Genomic DNA, 21,291 nt, shown 5'->3' on the forward strand with positions numbered 1-21,291 from the left:
ATGTTAGTTTTAATATCTATTCTTTTGATTCTATTTATTATTGTTTTTGAAGTAAAACGCAAGAAATTATATAAGATTGATTTTTTAACAATATTCAACTTGTTTTTTGTTGTATATTATCCAATCTCTTTTATCTTTATAAAAATCGAAGATCTTTATTTTAATAATAATAGTGATTTAGAATTAGAATTTAAAGTAGTTATAGCATTTATAATGGGGTATTTAAGTTTAATCCTGGGGTTTAACTCTAAAAAAGCAGATTTATTAGGAAATAATATTAAAATTACTCCTAACAAAAGTTATAATTTTTACATTATTACTGGTATAGGATTAGTTTTATTATCAGTTATTTCAATCTTTATTTACTCAAGTCAATATGGTGGAATATCGAATGCAATAAGTTACGCTTCAGCAATTAGAGGTGGATTTGTTGAAGGCGGTAGCCTTGTTTTCTTTAAGCGCTTCATATTAGCTTCTCAATACGCATCTTTTATTTTGGCTGCAATTTTATTTTTTAATAAAAAACAAAAGAGAGATGTTCTGCTGTATTTTATTTTTATCATTTCTGTAATAGTTACTATATTTGGTTTTCTGATTAGCGCCAGCAGAGGTAATATAATTCTTTATGTGTTAATTTTCTTTTTAGTTTTTACTATTAAATATAAAAAAATTAAGATAAGTAATGTATTACCCTTAGCTATTATGACACCATTTATTCTAGCAATAGGAGATGCTCTATTTTTAAGTCTTAGGTCTCTTAATACCAGTCAAAGCTCCTTTATTAGTACTTTAATTCAAAACTTAACAATAAATTCAAACGACAGTCCAATAGAAATGAAGATTTTTAATTTAATGCATAATTTTCAACACAGAATAGATTCATTAAAAGCTGCCATTATAAACACAGGATATTATGATTATAGGTTGTTTTCTGATTGGATATATGGCTTTCTTTCGTATTTACCTGAAAGGTTAATTAATATAAGTGTGCCTGAGACAATTGCTTACTTAAACACTTACTATTTGATTGGTCAATTCAAATCTACAATACCACCAGGAATTATTGCACTTAATTACTATAGTCTCGGGTGGATTGGAATTGTAGTTGGTTCATTTTTAACAGGTATATTAGGTAGATTTATTCAATCACTACTACAGAATGGTTTAAGAAACAATCAAGATACTTGGTTCATCTTTTTCTATATTTTAGTTGGGTATGCATGGGGAAGTGGAATACAAAGCGGAGAACCAAGGGTATTTTTTCAACAGTTTTTTTTATTGTTCGTAATATTTATATATCTAATTTTATTTGGATCAAAGCTTCAGATTAGTAGACATTATACCAAATATAAAAGTTAGATTAGAGGGGTATAATTATGAAAAAAAAAGTATTGTTTATAATCCCTTCATTTAATGGAGGAGGGGCTCAAAAAGTAGTTATAAGATTACTTAAATCTTTAGATACAGAAAAATATGATTTAAGTATAGCTGTTCTTGAAAGAAAAGGAGAATTAATAAAAGAATTACCTAACCAAATCAATGTTTATGATTTAGGGGTTAAAAGAGTAAGAAAATCAGCAGTAGCTTTATATAAACTAGTTAAAAAAATAAAACCTGATACGGTTTTTTCTACCCTAGGTCATTTAAATATATTATTAATAATATTAAGTTTATTCCTCCCAAAAGAAATAAAGTTAATTGTTAGGGAATCAACAATTGTCAGTGAAAAGCTTAAACATGAAAAACATCCCTTATTATGGAAATTTTTATATAAGAATGTCTATTCTTTTGCAGATAATATAGTGTGTCAATCGGAGTTTATGCTTAGAGATCTCGTTGAGAATTTTGGAATTAACGAAAGGAAAGTACTGAAAATCTATAATCCACTAGATTTTGAGAAGATCGAACAGGATATAGAGATGAGCAAATCTCCTTATACAATAGAAAATTCAATTAATGTTGTAGCAATTGGTAGGATAGAAAAGGTTAAAGATTATAATAAATTGATAAGATCTATAAGTAGTGAAATATATAAAGATTCAAATATACATTTATGGATATTAGGCGAAGGAAAGTTAAGAACTGAACTAGAACATCAGGTCAGGGAATTAGGATTACAAAGGAACATTCATTTTTTAGGATTTAAATCTGATATCATACCATGGTTAAGGTATTCAAACTTATTTGTTTTGTGCTCATTGTATGAAGGTCTTCCAAATGTTCTACTAGAGGCAATTGCTTGTAGGTGTCCGGTTATCTGCACAGAGCATCCTGGGGGCACAAAAGAAATCCTGGAAATAACGGGGCAAAAAAACAGATTCGTCAAGGAAATAGTCTGGAGTAATCCGGACTTATTTAAAAAGCCGTCTGAGAACAGTTTTGATTTATTAAAGATTAACTTTAATAAAAAGAATATTTTACAAAAATACGAAGAAATTTTATAGGAGATTAAAATGAAACATAAGGTTATGCATGTAATAACTGGTCTAGATGTTGGTGGAGCAGAGATGATGTTGTATAAGGTTCTCAAAGGATGGGAAAATGAAAAATATGAACATGTAGTAGTATCTTTAATTCCGCCAGGCAAAGTTGGAGACTTAATTAAAGATTTAGGAATTGAGGTATATTCGTTAAATATGAAGAGGGGAGGAATCCCTAAACCAACATGCCTAATTCAATTGATGAAAATAATAAAAAGTGAAAAACCAGAAATTATGAACCTATATAATTTTCACGCAGATGTTATAGGTAGAATTTCTGGTTATATATGTAACGTAAAAATTATTATATCATCTATACGCAATGAGAAAATAGGTGGACGTGCTAGAGAAAAAGTTTTGGGTTTAACTGATTTCATGGTAGATAAGGTTACTGCAGTATGCTATAGAGCCGGAAAAAGGCAATCAGATGCAGGTAGTTTTTCAAAGGAAAAATTATATGTGATACACAATGGAATTGAATTAGAAGGATTTAATAAAATTCAAACAAAAGAAAAGTGTATATTACGAGGAGAGTTTGGAATTCCTGAAAATGCAAAGCTATATGTTACGGTCGGTAGGCTGGAGGAACAAAAAAACCATCAATTACTCATTAAAAGTTTTTCAAATCTAACTAATAATAATACTGATAGTTTTCTTTTAATAGTTGGTGATGGGCACCTAAGACAAAATCTAGAAGAGCAAGTGAAAGACTTGAAAATAGAGGATAGAGTAATCTTTACTGGGATAAGAAAGGATATTCCGAAAATTCTTTCTATATCAGATGTTTTTGTATTGTCATCAAATTGGGAAGGTTTTCCGAATGTTGTGTTAGAAGCTATGGCCGCAAATCTACCTGTATTGGCAACGGATGTAGGAGGAAATTCTGAAGTAATACAGGATTCGAAAACTGGTTTTTTAATACCACCAAATAGAGAAGATTTACTAACAAAAAATTTATTGAGTTTAAGTGAATTTACCAACGATAAGTTAGAGGAAATTGGTAAATTAGGAAGAGAAAGAGTTGAAGAAGAGTTTCAAATTAAAAATACAATTAAAAAGACAAGTGATTTGTATGACTCTCTTTTATCTTAAATAAACAGGTGGAATGTTATGTCAAAGCTTATATTGGTATGTTACAGGAATCAAGATAATACAGATGAAGAGTTTAAAAACAAGATAAAAATACTTTCAAATAAATTATCTCCGGATAACGTAATTCCTAAAGAGCCTTTAATAAACAATGTTGATAGCATGTGTAAATTTGGAATAATTAACCCATTTAAAAATCAAGTTCTAAAGAATGGTAGTGTATGTTTAGGCACAATTACTAACTGCGAAGATACATGGTGGAGGCCATTATCTAACATTCCAAATGGAGACTATGCCCTATTCAGATGTAATAACGAATTAATAGAACTAGTTGCAGACAGTGTTGGCTCACGAACTGTATGGTATTACATGGATGAAAATATTTTTTTGTGTTCAACATCACAAAGGGCTATAATAGCTTTTTTAGGAGATTATAAGCCTAATAAAAATGTTTTACCATGGATATTAAGCAGCGGGACTTTAGGACCGGGTTATTCCTGGGATGAAAGGATAAAAAATTTAGAACATGGCTCAAAAATTATACTTGATAGAAAAAGATGGGTATTGAATAATAGGAGAATTATTAATGTTAATCAAGAACCCAAATTGGTATCAAAATTTGGAAAAGAAAAAGCTCAATTGCAAAATGTTTTAAGTGAAACATTTAGTAATTATAAAAAAGATTTTAATTATTGGAGTTTACCACTTTCCGGTGGTGTAGACAGTAGAGCATTATTGTTATTATTTAACAAGTATAAAAATATTAAACTTAAATGTATAACATGGGGCGAAAAAGATTCCATAACTAAGAAAGGCAGCGACGCTTTTGTTGCAAAAAAATTAGTAGATAAATACGAGCTTGATCATAAATACTATGTGACAAATAAAAGTAATGAAAGTCTAGCAAAAATATTAAATAGATTTATTAAAGCGAGTGAAGGGAGAATTGACCATATAGCTGGATATATGGATGGAATGTCTTTATGGAAAGACCTTTATAATTCAGGTGTTGAAGGGATATTAAGAGGCGATGAAGGCTTTGGCTGGAAGCCCGTATATGACTCGAAACATGCACGTACATTAAGTGGGCTATGTTTACTAACTGACTATTCGAATATCCCCCCTGAGTTAATAAATGAGTTAAATAAACAAGAAATCCCAAGTAATTTAGAAAAAAAGGGAAATGAAAGATTAGAGGATTGGCGAGATAGGTTGTACCATGAGTTTAGAATCCCGTATATTTTAGCTGCATTAAATGAAGCGAAGTTATCATACGTTGAAGTTGCAAATCCTCTATTATCAAATAAGATTATTTACTTTGTTAAACGATTAGATAAAAAATATAGGACAAATAAAGTCTTATTTAAAAGAATAGTGAACGATTTAAATCCTGATATTGAATTTGCAAGTATAGACTCTAATGAAGATACTGGATCTATTTTAAAAAGAAAAGAGTTCAGAGAATTTCTTATAAGAGAATTAGAAAATGCTAAAAAGAATAATGGAATTATTTCAGTAGAGATATTAAATTATACGATAGAATCACTCTCTAATAAAAATACTTCAGAAAGTAAATATGCAGGAAGAAAGAAATTAAAAAAATTTATACTTAATAATTTTCCACATTACATTAACAAATTCCTTTACAAAAATAGAAAAAATAGCATGCTAATGGACACTCACAAATTTGCTTTCAGGGTTTTTATGATATGTAAAATGCATCAAGTACTATTAGAGGATTCTCTTATTTTTAAAGATGAAAAATAATTTTTCACTTAAGTATATATTGAAATTTATTCATTAAAAATAAGGGGAAGTTAACGTTTTTCGGTTGCTTAACTACATTATCTACAGAGTTATTTCAAAATAAATAATTGCATTCTTTTTCATTCTGTTTTTATTAACCTGACTGATATAGTAGCTTATTTATAAAAAAATGTTAAAAGAATATCATTCTTAAGTTAATTTCGAATGTCCCGAGAATTTTAAAAATATAAAAGTGTTTTATTAGATCATGTTAAGATAGCACGGATTAAACTTAAAAGTATTGGAAAAATTATTAAGGTAAAGGAAGGCATGTATATGTTTAAAATAGCAGTAGCGGGTACTGGGTATGTTGGCCTAGTAGCAGGAGTTTGTTTTGCTGAGATAGGTCATCAAGTAACCTGTGTTGATATTGATGAAAGAAAAGTAGACTTAATGAAATCCGGCATTTCCCCCATTTATGAAGCAGGGTTAGAAGAATTAATGCAGAAGAACTTTGCTGCTGGAAGAATTAATTACACAACAGATTATAAATCAGCCTATAAAGATGCAGATGCCATCTTTATAGGTGTAGGTACTCCAGAACAACCAGATGGTTCCGCTAACCTATCATATATTGCTACAGTAGCAAGGCAGATTGCTGAGACAATAGAAAAGGACTGTTTAGTCGTAGTCAAATCAACAGTTCCGGTTGGTACTAATGATAAAGTTGAACAATTTATTAACGATTTCTTAGTAAATAATGTGAAGGTGGAAGTGGCATCTAATCCAGAATTCTTGGCACAAGGCTCTGCAGTTCATGATACGCTATACGCGGAAAGAATTATTATCGGGACAGAAAGTAAGTGGGCTGAAGGGTTACTAATGAAGATTTATTCTCCATTCCGTTTACCTATTGTTTCTGTAAATAGAAGGTCAGCAGAAATGATTAAATACGCATCAAATGACTTTTTAGCTCTAAAAATATCATATATGAATGATATTGCTAATCTTTGTGAACTGGTTGGTGCGGATATACAAGATGTTGCAAAAGGAATGAGTTATGATGATCGAATTGGGAGTAAATTTTTAAATGCTGGGATTGGTTTTGGTGGATCATGTTTTCCAAAAGATACAAAAGCTCTAGAATATTTAGCGAGACAGAATGGTTACGAGCTTAAAACCGTTAAGGCTGCGATTGATGTTAATAAAGAACAAAAAACAAAGTTATATATAAAAGCTTCTGAAAGGCTTATTACTTTTAACGGCCTAAAGGTTGCTGTTTTAGGTTTGACATTTAAGCCTGGAACTGATGACTTAAGAGAAGCTGCATCACTTGAGAATGTACCTTTATTATTAGAGCAAGGGGCAGACATTTATGTATTTGACCCTGTTGGCAAAGAAAATTTTGCTAAAGTTTATCCTGAAGGTGATAATGGTAACGGTAAAATAACATATGTTGAAAGTATAGAAGAGGCTTTAGAAGGAGCTAATGTCTGCTTTATTTTCACTGAGTGGGCAGAGATAAGAGCGCTTGATCCAATATTATATAAGCAGTTGATGAGAACTCCTTTAGTATATGACGGAAGAAATATATATAAAGTTGCTGAGATGAGAGAAACAGGAGTTGAATACCATTCTATTGGAAGACCATCTATAAAAAGATTAGGAACAGATGAATCAATAAGTGCTAAACTCACCAATTTTTAGATCTGAAAACCGGTATATTTTATATATTGAGATATTTTCAAACCTTGTCTCTGTGGCTTTGTTTTAGTTAAAAAACTTTGTTTATGCTAGGACACAGTTATAGTAATAGACTTAATTTATTTATTCAATGGAGAAATAAATTGCTATTTCTTCTATTATATTGCTTTTCAAATTTTAAGAGTTAAAGATATTAATTTATAATATTTATACCCTAGAGGTTAAACTATGTATCTATATTTTGGTTATGTCAACAAGAATCAGTTTATTGTTTAACTAACATGGTTAAATGTGAGACAACAGTAAAAACTCAATCAAAATAATAAATGGATATAATGTTAGGGAATGGAGAATTACCATGCTGTTTAACTCATTTGAATTTATATTTGCCTTTTTACCGATAGTATTTCTAGTTTATTTTTTTCTTAATAAAAAGAAGTTGATAATAGCATCAAAGACTTGGTTAGTGGGTAGTTCGTTGTTCTTCTATAGTTGGTGGAATGTTGCTTACCTACCGTTAATACTTACCTCTCTATTTTTTAACTATGCAGTAGGGTCTTCACTTGGTAAAAAACAATCAGAAGTTAGTAGAAAAGTTCTTCTAATTGTAGGGATACTTTTTAATGTTGGGCTACTTGGTTATTTTAAGTATTCTGATTTTTTTATAGCTAATATTAATACATTCTTTACAACTAATATAGCACTTTTGCAATTAGCTTTGCCATTGGCTATTAGTTTCTTTACCTTCCAACAAATTGCTTATCTAGTTGATGCGTTTAGAAACGAAACAAGTGAGTATGATTTTTTAAATTATGCATTATTTGTCACCTTTTTCCCACAGTTAATTGCTGGACCAATTGTTCATCATAAAGAAGTGATGCCTCAATTTGAAAATATACGTAATAAATTTATTAACTACAAAAATATTTTTCTGGGAATTTCCATTTTTTCTATTGGATTGTTTAAAAAAGTAGCAATTGCAGATACATTTGCTGTTTGGGCTACACAAGGCTTTGATCAAACCCAAACCTTGACGTTTTTTGAGGGGTGGATCACTTCTCTATCTTACACATTCCAACTGTATTTTGATTTTAGCGGTTATACCGATATGGCAATAGGAGCAGCATTACTATTTAACATTGTATTGCCTATTAACTTTAATTCGCCATATAAGGCATTAGATATTCAAGATTTTTGGAGAAGATGGCACATAACTCTTAGTCGTTTTTTAACCCAATATATATATTTTCCTCTTGGAGGTAATAGAAAAGGTAAAATTAGGACATATGTTAATATACTAATTATTTTCCTTATAAGTGGTTTTTGGCATGGAGCGGGTTGGACATTCATATTTTGGGGTCTTTTACATGGTCTAGCTTCGGTTATTAGCCGCTTTTGGAAGACACTAGGTCTTAAGTTAAATAAATACCTTGCTTGGTTTATTACCTTTAATTTCGTGAATATTGCATGGGTCTTTTTTAGAGCAACTACTTGGGAGGATGCAATCAAAGTTTTGAAGGGAATGTTTGGAATAAATGGCTTTACAATACCTGAATATTTTAGTGGGAAACTAATTATATTAAACAATTATGGTATTGAGTTCTCTTCTTTTTTCTTGAATGACTTTGCAATAATGAAAGCAGTAATAGCAATTTTCATTGGCTTTTTAATAACAATTTTATTTAAAAATTCTGTGCAAATATGTGAGCAAGTTAAACCTAGCATTAAAATTGCATTTGCATTCATAGTTTTAACATCCTTCAACTTGATCTATATGATTTATATGACTGGAAAAAGTGAGTTCTTATATTTTAACTTTTAGTAGGGAGCTGCTTAACAGGTGAGAAAAAGTAAGAGATTTGTACTTTATTCATTATTTACAATATTTTTTGTAGTTACTACAATAATATTGACCTTAGAGGTTTTTACGAGGAATGTTTTAATCCCGAATGATATAATTGCTCAAAAAGAAATAATGATTGAAAATAAAAAGAAGGATTTAGAAGTTATAGGCTTAGGGGATTCTCATGTTATGAATGGCTTAGATATTAATAGTAATAAGTATTTTAATTTTGGGATCTCTGGTGAGCCTATACCAATATGGTATTTCAAATTTAAATGGTTGGTTGAAAATGTCGAAAACATGGATACTCTTTTCTTACAAATGGACTACCATATATTTTCTTCCTACAGAACTAATAATATAAAGCATATTACTATTAAATATAAAGATTATATTGATGAAAAGGTAAACCCTGAACTTGGATACTATCCCAATGTAGATAATAAGTTTAATATTCCACTATATTCATTACAAGTTAATTATAAACCAATTGTAATACGTACCTTTATTGACTATTTAAGTGGAGACATTAATAAACCAGTCATAAATAAAAATGGTACATTATATAGTAAGGAAAAATTTATTGATAAGACAGCTGAAGAAAGGGAAAATATTGCAAAAGAAAGGGTAAATCAACATGTGTATAATGAATTTTTAGTGAATGAACATATGGTCGATTATTATGAAAAAATAATTAAACTAGCTCAAGACAACAATGTTAGAGTTGTATTAATTAGATATCCCTTATCAAATAAGTATTTAGAATTAATTGATAAAAATGTTGACGAACGTGTTAATAATATTATTGAAAAACTAAAGAAAAATCATAATTTGGAGGTTTTTGATTATAGAAGAGTGTTTGCTGAAAATCAAGAACTTTTCAGTGATGAAGACCATTTAAATGAAAAAGGTGCAAAAGAGTTCGGCAATTTGGTTATTACTGAACTTTATAACAATTGAATTTTTTTATTAGTGTTTATAATTCAGAACGTGTTAATGTAAAATTCCCCGCTAAGCTATTGAACTGCCCCCTGTCAAGTAGACAGTGGAAATAATAAAAATGATTTAAGCGGCTTTAGCTCTATATTCTATAGGGCTGAGGCCGCTTAATCGTTTTTGGTATCTTTCATGATTATAAAAATGAATGTACTCATTTATCGCAATAGAAAGTTCCTCAAATTCCTTACATTTGTTCAAATAATATTTCTCACACTTCAGAGTTCCAAAAAAGATTCCATTGGTCCATTATCAATACATCGACCAACTCGTGACATGCTCTGTGTCATCTCTGCCGCATCTATCTTACGTTTGAACCCTTTAGATGAAGAAGGACATGGGTTAGACCGACCTCTGCCATCTTTTTGATCCACTTAAGACAAGGAATTGATCCACTCGTGCCATAAGTGAAAGAGTCGTGTTTAAAATGGACAATATAGCCGCCTGAAAATATACAAAATCGTCGCCATAAATTTCGACAAACTTCATAATTAGATTGAATCCTAAGAGGAGGAGATTTGATTCATGAAGTTGGAGGGAGAGCGACGAAGAGTGAAAGAATTTTTAGAACGAGGTATGTCACATACTGATATAGCAAAGATGTTGGGGATACATAGGCATACTGTGAAAGCGTTAAGTGAACGAGAGAAAAATCATGTACAGAAACGTGTAAAAAGAGGCTCTAAGCTAGATCCTTACAAAGACTACCTTATTAAGTGCGTGAAAGAAGATCAAGTGTTTAATTGTGAGAAGCTTATCCTGGAGATTAAACAACGAGGCTATACAGGAGGTAGTACGATATTAAAAGAGTTTGTACAACCCTATCGCAAGGCCTTTAAAGAAAGTCATACCCGTCGGTATGAAACGGAACCAGGTGAACAAATGCAAGTTGATTGGAAGGAATGTAACGGTCAATTAAAAATCAACAGTTTTCAGTAAATAAGATTTAACAGTTTCCAATAATTAAGAATCAACCCCTTGGCTTTCGAACAATACCTTTCGGTATTTCATACGTATGCTGTGTTGTTTTTCACTAAATGTAAGAATTTCGCTTCGGTGAAGTAAACGATCTAATATCGCTGTTGTAAGTGTAGGGTCTCCTAAAAACTTTCCCCATTCGTTAGGCCTTTTTTTGATGTAAGAATAAACGCTGCTTTATCATACATTTCGTAAATAAATTGAAAGAATAAACGGGCATCCTGAGGCTCATAAGCCATATACATGACATCATCAATAATAATTAATTCTGAATTCATAATGCGTTTATATCTGGTTTTTGATTTACTGATATATTCTTTAGATTTTAATACATAAATTAATCGCTCCATTGAAACAAACGATACCTGGTATCCACTCTCAATGGCGTGGATACCGAGTGCTGTTGAGAGGTGCGTTTTGCCAGCTCCTGTAGGACCCATCATAATCAGTGTGAAACATTCCTCAATCCAGGATAGTTCTTTTAGTACATTAAGCTGTTTTTCAGCAATTGCTGACTGTTCTTCAAGGCGAAATTGATCAAATGTGAGGTATTCAGGAAACTCAGCCCATTTCATCAATTTCTCACTGTTTTTACGTTCTCTACACTGGGTTTCATATGTCAGGATCTCATAGATAAGCTCATGGTAAGTCCAGCTTTTCGCCTCTGCTTCTCTTAAAAAGCGTGGCAGCTCTTTGGCCGTTTCTGCGAGTCGTAAGGCTCTGCATTTTTCTTGTAATGACTCGTATAATTCACTCATTACTTAAGCCCTCCTTGTAAGACATGAAGATAGATGTCTTCATGCCGTTCAGGCGCAGCTAGACTTTTATACTATTCATTTTCGGTCCCTATAAGTTTAACTTGTTTTTTCTTTTCAACTTCAAGTGAGACCGCAATGTCCCTGAGCTCATGAGAACTTTTCATCTGAAGTTTTTTCATTTTTATGATGGCTTCTTCGATTGAGTCTGGATAACGCTTGGAGATATCTAAAACAACATTTAATTGATCTGTTAGATGGCGTGGATACTGTTCTTGTAATTCCTTTACTAGCCAAGTAACCAGATCCTCGTTAGGTAGATTCTAATATAGTTGTTGAATGAGAAGGTCACGTTTTGTTCGATTGCGTTCACGATGTTCTGGACTCGTAATGACTAAACCTTTCTCAGGAGAGATCGTATGCGTGGCAATCAATTGCCCGTTTCTTTCTTCTCAAATGATTAAATAGGGTGCTTCGACTTGTAGATACACATGGTTATGATGGTCATTTCTGAAAGTACCTAACGGTACGCTATAACGGTTTCCCTCATAACGAATGACATTGTCCTTGTGTACCTTTCTTGTTATAATGTCTGTAGATATATTTTTGAAAATGTAGGTACCAGAGACCTTTTGAAGATGCGGCTTTTCCAGGGCGTGCACTTCAACTGGTCTTTTTTTCGTATTATGATGTTTTTTATAATTTTCGGTTCTTTCAAGCCACTTCATACAAGAAGATTGCCAGTCTAGAAGATTATCAAATGTACGATTCTTGGCAAAGTTTTGTTTTACGTATTTAACTAACTGCTCTACTTTTCCTTTTGATTGAGGATCGGCTTTCCTACAGAGGTATACTTTGAATTGTCTTGTTTGGTGATACTTTGTAAAAGCAGCTGTGAAGATGATATCTCCTGCATTTTCACTAACAGCTAGTAAACGATCCTGATCATAAACAATCTCTTCTGTTGTGCCCCCAAAATGCTGGAAAGCATTTTCTTACATATGTATTAAGTCTTCTGTTCGAAAAGGACGGTTCAACCATTCAACGTATTTGAATCTAGAGTGTGAAAGCACAAAGCCTACAAAGTAGAGCTTTACTGAATCCCCGTTTGTACTAGGAACTCTCATTTCTCCAAAGTCCGCTTGCATTTGTTTGCCCATCGGCAGCTCTGGTATCGCTCCAAATGTTCTGGTAGATACCTGCTTAGGAATATGATAAAGCTCTGTAATTTCTTTTACATATTTCCTCACGGTGCCCTCTGAAACATGCTTAACGTTTAGTTTCTCCTGAAGCCAATCATGAATTTGGGCACTACTCAAATCATTGTGTTCAATTAACCAGGTCAGAATGTGATCTCGATAGGGATCAAGTTTCTTTTCTCTAGTCTGTAAGGAATGAACGAATGCCATAAACTCGTCTACTGACAATCCTAAATACTCGATGGCTGTGTTTCTTGATACCCCTAACTTCCTAGAAATTGCACTATTAGTGAAACCTTCTTTTTTCAATTGATGAATCTCGTGATAAATCATATATCTTTCCACTCCTGTGTCCTCACCACCTTCAATAAACTGCTTTAAGTATATTGAAAGTGTTACTAGATTGACCAGTAACTGTTGATTCTTATTTGTGGAAATCTGTTTAATCTTATCTGATGAAAACTGTTAACTCTAGTTTAGCGTTTACACCTGTCTGTTTGCACCTCTACATATAATGTGATAAATACCTGTTCGGCTCTTTGTTCTGGCTTTACGTGGCGCGACGTTGCCCCATTATTCTTATATAATCATTAGTAACGAGCATCCTGTTTTTCTCCTTTTACGATTTTTTATGGTCGATGTGCAGATGAGGGGAAGGATAAATTGCGTAGATGGAGGGCTTCTTCGATGGCTTCACCTCTCAGGTCCGCGATGATTCTCGCTAGTCGAATGATTTTGGGAATCACGGGGACGGTTCTCACGATTCAATCCTAAATAGGCATTGATTAATAGTTTTCTTTCTCATAACAACGATATTGAATCAAAAGAACCGCCCCGCTGATTCTCTTACTCCTTGCCTTGTCACGACACTCGTGGGCAACATGAACATATGTCAGGATAAAGAAGAACCTAGGGACACAGGGACAGGTTATGCGTCCCATCACAATCACAATAGTAGATAGTGTCCCTTTTTTTAATTTTTCTAAGGAATATACCAATCTCTTAATAGTTTAGGGCAGCATATCTCTACTAGAAAATTGTTAAGTTATTTTTTACCTATCATGAAATATCTTATCTACGGGAATGAATTATTAATAGGTGAAACGGAGAGATAAAAATGATGAAATTTACGGCATTTGATGTTAAAGAGGGAGATGCTTTCCTTCTTGAAAAAGATAATAAAACTATATTAATAGATGGCGGAAAGGACAGTGGGAACGTATTTCCAAAGAAGTTTTTAAATACAGGAATTAAACAATTGGATTTAATGGTATGTACTCATGCAGATGCTGATCATGTTGAAGGGCTTATAAACTTGCTACGGACAGGTGCTGAACTGACTTGCAAAGAAATATGGATACCAGCTAAATGGCAACGTTACATTGATCAACTCAAAGAAAACCGAGTAGGTTTCATAATAAAATTAATTAAAGAGCTTAAAAATAACACACAAAGTAAATGTCTTTCTGAAATGGTTGAAAGTATAAAGGATAATTATGAAGTTGATTTGAAAAATAATATGGTTGAAAATGGTGAGGGTGTAAATATTAATTTTAGTTCAATTACATATTGTCGTGAAATGAAATATAGAAATGGATATAAAAAAACTAGTCCTAGTTATTATGAGTTGTATTTATTAAGTAAGCTTGAGCCTTCAAAATTAATGAAAAATTATAGAAACAGTTTTTTCTTAGTGCTTGACGGAGATGAATTGATTTTACATCTACATGGTATAAAGGAGCTTACAGATTCCGAGTTTCATGATTTCAGGGAGGCATTGGAGAAGTACGGTAAGCTAGAGGCTTTATTAGATGAAGTGAATAAAAGGGGTATGAAAATTTCATGGTTTGAATTAGTTGATGATCCAATTACTAAAGAAGACTACGACATATATGAAGAACAAGGTTTATTAACTCCCTTATGCCATTACAAATTAACTACATATACTCATACAAGAAACTCTGAACCTATTTTAGAGATGCTCCCGAAGTATAACCCCAATAAAGTAAGTCTAGTATTAGCTTCGAAGAAAACAGAAAGAAATCCACTTATAATATTTTAGAAGCACGGGGACGGTTCTACTGATTCATTTTCATGTTAAACAAAATACTTTAAATCTCACAGAAAAACAGAGTAAACTAATTAGTATAATTAGTTTACCTGGTTTATTTGTGTTTATTGTATAAATAAATTAGTAGAACCATCCCTGTGTAAACGCTAGAATAAAGTGAACACTTTCTGCTCAATAAAAATGAACACAATAATACACTCTCCCTATACCTTCGGTATACTGAAGAAAGACATGGGTTAGACCCACCTCTGCCATCTTTTTGATCCACTTAAGACAAGAAATTGATCAACTAACGAATCACAGGCACGGTTCTCGTCATTCACTTCCATGATTATTAAATCTCTTCAATCTAAAAGAAAAATCAGGTGAACTAATCTACTTGATTAGTTCACCTGGTTTAATTGTATTTAGTGTACAAATGAATCAGTAGAACCGTCCCGCTGATTCATGGAGGGATTATCAGTCAGTACGAAAATTACGATAGACAAAAGGATGCAAACAAGAAGAAAGCTCGCCGTTATTGGAGATGTAGGGTCGCCAATGGTAAGAACTTTTCCGGTACATGCACTTCCCCCAGTTTTCGTGAAGAATATGTGGGGCATAACTTTATGAGTGCTTTGCTAGAAATGAAATCAAATGATCTCCCTCAACTTGAAGCAGAAGCTGTAGCGGAAAGAACAGACCTAACTAATAAAGAACATACCGAGATCGAAGAAATAGAGATAATGATGGAGCAACTCAACCAAGAATTATACGAAGCTGTAGATGAAGAGCTCAATCAAGCTAGACAAGATACAAAGCGGGTCGAAGCCTTAACGAATGAAATTGTGGAGTTGAAAAATGAACTTGATGAATTTGAGGAACGACAAGAACAAGCTGCAAAGTACCGAACTGAATTAGAGTGGCTTATGAATGAGCTAGAGGCCATACCAGAGTTTGATCCACTGAAGCACCGCATCGCTTTCCGAGAGGATATCTTTGAACGACTTGTTGAAAGTGGAACCATTCATCCCGATGGCCGGATTGTTTATAAACTTAGCACAGGTATTGAATGGGATTGTTTTCTAGAAGACAAACTCTCATACAAGTTGAAGGTGAAGCGACCAAGAAGGAAGAAAAGAAAATAGCGGAAAACTAGCAACCCACCGAGTAAGCGTCTAGGTTTTTGATGGATACTTGGTGGGTTCTTTGTGTTGCATTCGGCTCTTAATTATAAAAGCTTTGGCAATGTATGCAATTGAATTTCTATTCCTTGTAAAAATCATCAACGATTCCCTTTAACCAACTTACCATTATACCCTTAAAAATAATTGCTTGGTTTAAAACCTTCTTTTGTTGGCTTGGAGTTAAACTGTCAAATCGAAAACGATCTTCTTTGAAGTATTGGTTTATAAGTTTCATACTTTCATAGGTGAGACGCTGTGGATTTCTTTGAGGTAATCCAGCCCGTTCTAATAGAAATGTTTCTGTTTCTTTTTTGAGCTTTAGTCCAATAATCCAATTGGCAGTTTTAATCGCAGTATGATCAGTTATTAATTCTGAATCTACATCTTCATGGAATTCATATTCATTTCGAACCTTACTGTCTGTAAACCCTGTTTTACTTACAATTTCCGCTATTTTTACATTTGCCCTACTTAAAAGATTTAATAAGGTTTGTTTATTTTCTTTTCCAGTACCTCCTCTATTAAAGAGTCTTCTTAACAACTTCAAATTACGACCACCATTAGTAACGCTGTCCTCTTCAACTATACATGGAGCTGCATTTCTGTTCGTGTGATTAACCAAAAAATAATACCGATCTAATCCCCCTACAAGATGATAAAAATCATATTCATCCAAGTCTTTATAATATTTTTTCATCCGAGCTATATAAGCTTTGGAAACATGCAGATTTTCAATAGGCTTGATTTCGGAAAGGAGTATGTTGTGAATTCTTGTTGTCATAGTTGTTCCCCCTTAGAACATCTTATGACTTGTGTAATTTGTCCTATTATTCAAAGGAGTTAAATTATGTAAAAATAAAGATATTAGTGCATACATGTCGTAATCTATTTTATAGATGGGCTGTCATTATATTCGTTTATTAAGGGGTGAGCAGAATAGGACTTTTTAATTTGTTTAAAAAAGGTAGCGTAAAGGCAACTCAAAAGCCCAAGGTGAAGAATGATCTTAGAATTTCAGGATATACACATGGTGATTATTTTATTTCAATCGATTCGAAAGATTTTTTTGGTAAAGCGATATCATCACCTAGTGGGAAATATCTTATTGCGTCAAATAAGAAAGATTTAGTAGTAGTTGATCACCGTAAAAATGAGCTAGTTTATGAGTATATCTTTAAAGGTAATTTAAGTTCATTTGATTTACTCATCACGGATGACCTTTATTTTATAGTTATAGATATTGGCAATTCACAAGAGTTAGTTAACGAGTTTTTTTGTTTCGGACCAAATGGAAAGCCTGTTATAAAGAAAAAAGTAAATGCCAACGTACAATCATTTGGTATATCAGAGGATAGAAGGTATGTTTGTTGTCAAAATGCAAATAATTCTGATCACCCAGATGGAGGTAGCCTATTAATCTTTGATACAAAAACCAATGAATTATTACATAGATGGATACCTGAAACAGGATGGGCTGACTACTATACCTTTGATACCAAAGAGAATAAAATTATCCTTCATTATGGTGATAAAGGCCTATATCGCTATACATTTTCGGGTCAACTAGTAGATAAAGAACAATGGGACCAGGCATGGTTGGGAACACTAAATGGTTATCAGTTAATAGATATAGCTGAAGAAAAGATAAATAGCTTAGAGTCTTCAATAACCAATTGCAACTAAGCGATTATAAACCTGTTATTGAATTATTGGCTGCTGCAGTAGAGAAAGATATATCTTCGTATCAAAAGGCTATAGTATATAGACGCTTAGGCGAAATTTATCATACATTTAATGATAATATAAATGCGTTAGAAAACTTATAACGTGCAATTGAGAATAACCCTAAAATTGGTGTGAAGAGAATGATTAGTAAGCTAGAAAAAGAAATAGATGAATTAGGAGCAGTATAAAGATGAATGAAGAAAGAAAAGAGATACAGAGTTACAAGGGTCTTTATGAAATTACAGAATCAGGTGAAATCATTTCATTAAGACAGCAACGACCGATGTCTAGATGTAATGATGAATACGGATTTCATATTGTTAAGTTAACGAACCATGAAAGGAAAGCGGAAAACCATAATGTTTATGATTTGTGGAAGGGGGCATTTAAAGGAGCTGATAAACGGGAATTCAAAGGCGCCTTAAAACCGAAGTATGGTACTGGATGTAAATTATTAAGAGATGATGGCATTCATTTTAACTAAGAAGTGTCTGACATAAAGGGGCGTTTTAGAATGAATTCTCACCAGGTAAGTGTTGCAGCCGAGTCTTATACTGCTACTCTTTTTGCATGGGCAGGATTTGACATCTCAGTGCAATATGGAGCAAACCAACCGGAATATGACTTAGTAGTTGTATGTAGGGAGAAAATGCTCAAGGTGTCTGTAAAAGGAAGTAAAGATGGAGGCTGGGGTTTAACGCAAAGCCTTAAAAAAGATAAATCTTATCCTGAAGCGATAGACTTATGGGTTAACAAGCATACAGGTAATACTGTGGTAAGTTTGGTGCAATTTAAAGGTGTAGACTTAGAAAAAGGTCAATCGCCTAAAGTCTACTTGGCCACACCAGAAGAAATAGGTGAGCACATGAAACAGAGTAGGGGTGGGCATGGTAACACGATTTTAAGGGTAAAACATACTTGGAATAGTGGAGTTGCCAAGGGTCAAACCGATCAAATTCCAGTTGAGTGGGAATTTAGTAAAAAAAGGGTTCAAGAATTGATTGCTAATATAATGTGAATTTAACCGGGAACAGTTTTAAGAATGAGGAAAATAAAAAAGCAACCCGCCAAGTTTGTGTGTATAGATTACACTGTTACTTCGAGGGATGCTTTTTTTGCTAAATGTTCTTTTGTTTTTTGTAGTTAAATTTTATTGCTATTTAGTAAAATATCTAAGATCTCTTGTCCAAATTCCTCAGCCTTTTTGGGACCAATACCTTCTATTTTTAGTAAGTTATCTATTGTACCCGGTTTTTTATCAAGAATAGATTCTAAAGTGTTATTGGTAAAGATTTAGTATGGCTTAACATTTAGTTCTTTTGAACGTTAAGTTCTAAATGCTGTTAAGGCTAATTTCAAATCTTTAATGCTATCAATATTAGATTGAACACTCGATTTCATTTTGTTTGAGGGTTTATTTTTATTTATTTGGGCGGTTTCATTGTTCAATGGCAAGTTTTCTTTTGTAAGAGTGATTTGGATGATAGATATTAAATCCTTGCCAAATTCCTCTACTTTTTTATGCTCAACACCTTCAACCTCTAAAAGTTGATCTATTGTTATAGGTTTTTTCTCTAGAAGGCTATCTAATATTTTATTAGTAAAAATATAGTAAGATTTGACATTGAGTTCTTTAGAACGTCTTAAGCGAAAATCTGTAAGAGTTGCCTTTAAATTAATATCAATACTGCTACTATCCTTACTTTCATTAGGTGTTTCACTTGCTAAATCTTTATGTGATGTTTGTGGTGTGTCTATCGTGTAATCCTCTATGTTAAATGTTTTTTCTTTACTATATTTTAGAATTGTATCAGCTATTTCATACAGATGTTTGTCTGACATTAATACAGATGATTTTTTCTCTAATTCATTTTTTATAAAGGTCTTGATTTGATCATGGCGAATAACGCTCGTTTGTATATTTGCTGGTGCATTTTTAGAAATGTCTAAAATCGTTTTAGGGTTTGCAAAAGTAACAGCATATTTGACTGGGCAACTTTCTATAGTTGCCTTATCTTTAAGGAGTTTCTCAAGAATTGCTACGTGTCTTTCCACTTGGTTTATTGGGCTATACATCCCCTCTTTATTAACAACTCTATTATTCTTTGTAATAACCCTTTGAAATTCCCCTTTATCAGTTACGTATATATTACCAAAGAGTTTTTTAACTTCGAGAACCATAATAAACTTATGTGTGATAATTACAAAATCTAACTGAGCATTATAATCCTCAAACTCAAGGTATACATCGTGTAGAACAACCAATGGTAGCATCCAATGTTGCAGTTCAAATAGTACGTTTTTTTCCCCTGCTTGACCTATGGAAAATAACTTTAAATGATTTCCAATTTTTTTAATATCTAAATTTGGATCATTACTTTCTGCCAATTTAGTTAAATGTGCTACCAAAGTAGAATCCTCATTAAATTCTTTATAGACTTCTGGTTCTTTAATTTCTCTTTTTTCAGTTAATACATTGAAGAAATTTTTCAGAAAAGACATACTACTCCTCGCTATCCTATTATTATCTAGATTACTAGAATATTTTATAACCCCAATATATGTAACATTTTGTAAATGATAGTATAATTATAGCAAAGAATTGTTGTATATTGCGCAGAGATTTTTTTATGTATAATTGAAGTAAATAGAAGATTTTGGTTGAGGAGACGATAATGAATGCTAGTCATAGAACTTAAGGCTTTAATTAGTAAGCCAAAGATTTCTTTTGGGAAAAGAAAAGAATTAACTACTATGATGAAAGAAATATACATCAATGAATGTTCTCAAGGTATATTAGATAATGAATTCACCGAACAAAAGTATAATAACCTTTTAAAAAAGTGCTGGAATAATTTAAATGAAAAAATGAGGTCTTTATACGATATTAAACAACTTGTAGTATATGACAAAAAACAAGACTTTGAATATTTTATATATAAAGATATCCAAGATGGATTAGTAGGAAATGAGAGTAAGACACTATCAATAATAATTTTGACTCAAGGTAAGCAAATCGAAAATTCAATTTCGTCAGTTTATGAAGTAATAAAAAAGAAAGTAAAAAAACAAATAAAGTTTCAATTCTTAATACCGTCTAAATGTAAAATCTATGCATATGATTATTTAACAAAGGATATCCATGGAGATAATTATGTTATTGAGACTGATTTAGAAAAAAATTCATTCTTATCTAAATCGGAAAGTATAAAGTATATAATTACACTGTTCTTTTTTCTAGTGAGTAGCACATATTTATTTTCTAAATGGGAAGATATTTCTTCAAATAATAATGAGGTTGAGTATTTATTTAACTTACCGTTGATTGTAAATTTAATAGCTGGAACAGGATTAGTTTTGCTAATCGATTTAATTTACTTTCTATTAAGAAGAACTAGTGATAAAAATATGATATCAATTAGAAATATTCAAGGGGTAATCGATAGTTTTGATAACTCACTTATGCTAGGGCAGCAGCAAGCGGTTGAGGATATGCAAGAAGAAATAGAGATTATTTAGAAAAGAGGTGTTATAAAATT

The 21,291-nt window shown here is 32.2% G+C and carries 18 protein-coding genes and 2 pseudogenes; 14 read left to right on the top strand and 6 right to left on the bottom strand.

The genetic code is table 11. From position 1 onward, the window contains the following. The 7 genes from ACXADT_RS05470 to ACXADT_RS05500 all read left to right on the top strand — a co-directional run bounded on the left by ACXADT_RS05470 (position 1) and on the right by ACXADT_RS05500 (position 9,822). Positions 1-1,359, top strand: coding sequence for an O-antigen polymerase (locus ACXADT_RS05470; RefSeq protein ID WP_474833531.1), 1,359 nt, complete (start codon positions 1-3; stop codon positions 1,357-1,359). Between the two features lie 17 nt (positions 1,360-1,376). Then, on the top strand, positions 1,377-2,444 hold the full coding sequence (locus tag ACXADT_RS05475; protein WP_474833532.1) for a glycosyltransferase: 1,068 nt from the start codon (positions 1,377-1,379) through the stop codon (positions 2,442-2,444). Positions 2,445-2,453: 9 nt separating this feature from the next. After that, the gene (locus tag ACXADT_RS05480; RefSeq protein WP_474833534.1) at positions 2,454-3,572 is read left to right on the top strand and encodes a glycosyltransferase; all 1,119 of its coding nucleotides are present in this window, start codon (positions 2,454-2,456) and stop codon (positions 3,570-3,572) included. Between the two features lie 18 nt (positions 3,573-3,590). Further along, entirely contained in the window at positions 3,591-5,336 is a 1,746-nt protein-coding gene (locus tag ACXADT_RS05485; protein WP_474833535.1) for an asparagine synthase-related protein, read from the top strand. 315 nt (positions 5,337-5,651) lie between these two features. Continuing rightward, positions 5,652-7,022 (top strand): UDP-glucose dehydrogenase family protein, encoded by a 1,371-nt coding sequence (locus tag ACXADT_RS05490; protein WP_474833537.1) that lies wholly within the window; start codon positions 5,652-5,654, stop codon positions 7,020-7,022. Between the two features lie 355 nt (positions 7,023-7,377). Next, positions 7,378-8,841: an MBOAT family O-acyltransferase gene (locus tag ACXADT_RS05495; protein WP_474833538.1), complete on the top strand. Its 1,464-nt coding sequence runs from the start codon at positions 7,378-7,380 to the stop codon at positions 8,839-8,841. An 18-nt stretch (positions 8,842-8,859) separates the two neighbouring features. After that, a complete protein-coding gene (locus ACXADT_RS05500; protein WP_474833540.1) occupies positions 8,860-9,822 on the top strand; it encodes a DUF1574 family protein in 963 nt (320 codons plus the stop codon). A gap of 105 nt (positions 9,823-9,927) precedes the next feature. On the opposite strand, the pseudogene ACXADT_RS05505 reads toward ACXADT_RS05500, so the two are convergent. After that, positions 9,928-10,187, bottom strand: a pseudogene (locus ACXADT_RS05505) (transposase); the annotation flags it as partial. Positions 10,188-10,383: 196 nt separating this feature from the next. Here ACXADT_RS05505 and ACXADT_RS05510 point away from each other — a divergent pair. Continuing rightward, positions 10,384-10,797 carry a helix-turn-helix domain-containing protein gene (locus ACXADT_RS05510; RefSeq protein ID WP_474833541.1) on the top strand — a complete coding sequence of 138 codons (414 nt, stop codon included), beginning with the start codon at positions 10,384-10,386 and terminating at the stop codon, positions 10,795-10,797. Positions 10,798-10,821: 24 nt separating this feature from the next. Here the strand turns inward: ACXADT_RS05510 and istB are convergent. Both istB and ACXADT_RS05520 read right to left on the bottom strand, forming a co-directional pair. After that, positions 10,822-11,594, bottom strand: a pseudogene (gene istB, locus ACXADT_RS05515) (IS21-like element helper ATPase IstB). 992 nt (positions 11,595-12,586) lie between these two features. Beyond that, on the bottom strand, positions 12,587-13,123 hold the full coding sequence (locus tag ACXADT_RS05520) for a hypothetical protein (protein ID WP_474833542.1): 537 nt from the start codon (positions 13,121-13,123) through the stop codon (positions 12,587-12,589). 784 nt (positions 13,124-13,907) lie between these two features. Here ACXADT_RS05520 and ACXADT_RS05525 point away from each other — a divergent pair. Then, positions 13,908-14,852: an MBL fold metallo-hydrolase gene (locus ACXADT_RS05525; protein ID WP_474833544.1), complete on the top strand. Its 945-nt coding sequence runs from the start codon at positions 13,908-13,910 to the stop codon at positions 14,850-14,852. Between the two features lie 617 nt (positions 14,853-15,469). Next, complete coding sequence (locus ACXADT_RS05530; RefSeq protein WP_474833545.1) at positions 15,470-15,988, top strand: hypothetical protein; 519 nt, start codon at positions 15,470-15,472, stop codon at positions 15,986-15,988. A gap of 118 nt (positions 15,989-16,106) precedes the next feature. Here the strand turns inward: ACXADT_RS05530 and ACXADT_RS05535 are convergent, their stop codons facing one another. Beyond that, complete coding sequence (locus ACXADT_RS05535; RefSeq protein WP_474833547.1) at positions 16,107-16,808, bottom strand: hypothetical protein; 702 nt, start codon at positions 16,806-16,808, stop codon at positions 16,107-16,109. Positions 16,809-16,978: 170 nt separating this feature from the next. On the opposite strand from ACXADT_RS05535, the gene ACXADT_RS05540 reads away from it, so the two are divergent. From ACXADT_RS05540 to ACXADT_RS05550, 3 genes are all read left to right on the top strand, one after another. After that, positions 16,979-17,710, top strand: a complete 732-nt coding sequence (locus tag ACXADT_RS05540; RefSeq protein WP_474833549.1) for a hypothetical protein — start codon at positions 16,979-16,981, stop codon at positions 17,708-17,710. A gap of 232 nt (positions 17,711-17,942) precedes the next feature. After that, the gene (locus ACXADT_RS05545) at positions 17,943-18,236 is read left to right on the top strand and encodes an NUMOD4 domain-containing protein (protein WP_474833550.1); all 294 of its coding nucleotides are present in this window, start codon (positions 17,943-17,945) and stop codon (positions 18,234-18,236) included. Positions 18,237-18,266: 30 nt separating this feature from the next. Continuing rightward, the gene (locus ACXADT_RS05550; protein WP_474833552.1) at positions 18,267-18,770 is read left to right on the top strand and encodes a hypothetical protein; all 504 of its coding nucleotides are present in this window, start codon (positions 18,267-18,269) and stop codon (positions 18,768-18,770) included. A gap of 125 nt (positions 18,771-18,895) precedes the next feature. On the opposite strand, the gene ACXADT_RS05555 is transcribed toward ACXADT_RS05550, so the two are convergent. Together ACXADT_RS05555 and ACXADT_RS05560 are read right to left on the bottom strand one after the other, a co-directional pair. Next, positions 18,896-19,045 carry an HRDC domain-containing protein gene (locus tag ACXADT_RS05555; protein WP_474834652.1) on the bottom strand — a complete coding sequence of 50 codons (150 nt, stop codon included), beginning with the start codon at positions 19,043-19,045 and terminating at the stop codon, positions 18,896-18,898. Between the two features lie 33 nt (positions 19,046-19,078). Then, positions 19,079-20,254 (bottom strand): NERD domain-containing protein, encoded by a 1,176-nt coding sequence (locus tag ACXADT_RS05560; protein ID WP_474833553.1) that lies wholly within the window; start codon positions 20,252-20,254, stop codon positions 19,079-19,081. A 177-nt stretch (positions 20,255-20,431) separates the two neighbouring features. On the opposite strand from ACXADT_RS05560, the gene ACXADT_RS05565 reads away from it, so the two are divergent. Beyond that, entirely contained in the window at positions 20,432-21,271 is an 840-nt protein-coding gene (locus ACXADT_RS05565) for a hypothetical protein (RefSeq protein ID WP_474833555.1), read from the top strand. Positions 21,272-21,291 lie beyond the last annotated feature (20 nt).

The sequence above is a fragment of the Anaerobacillus sp. ABR4_321 genome (genome assembly GCF_056158505.1).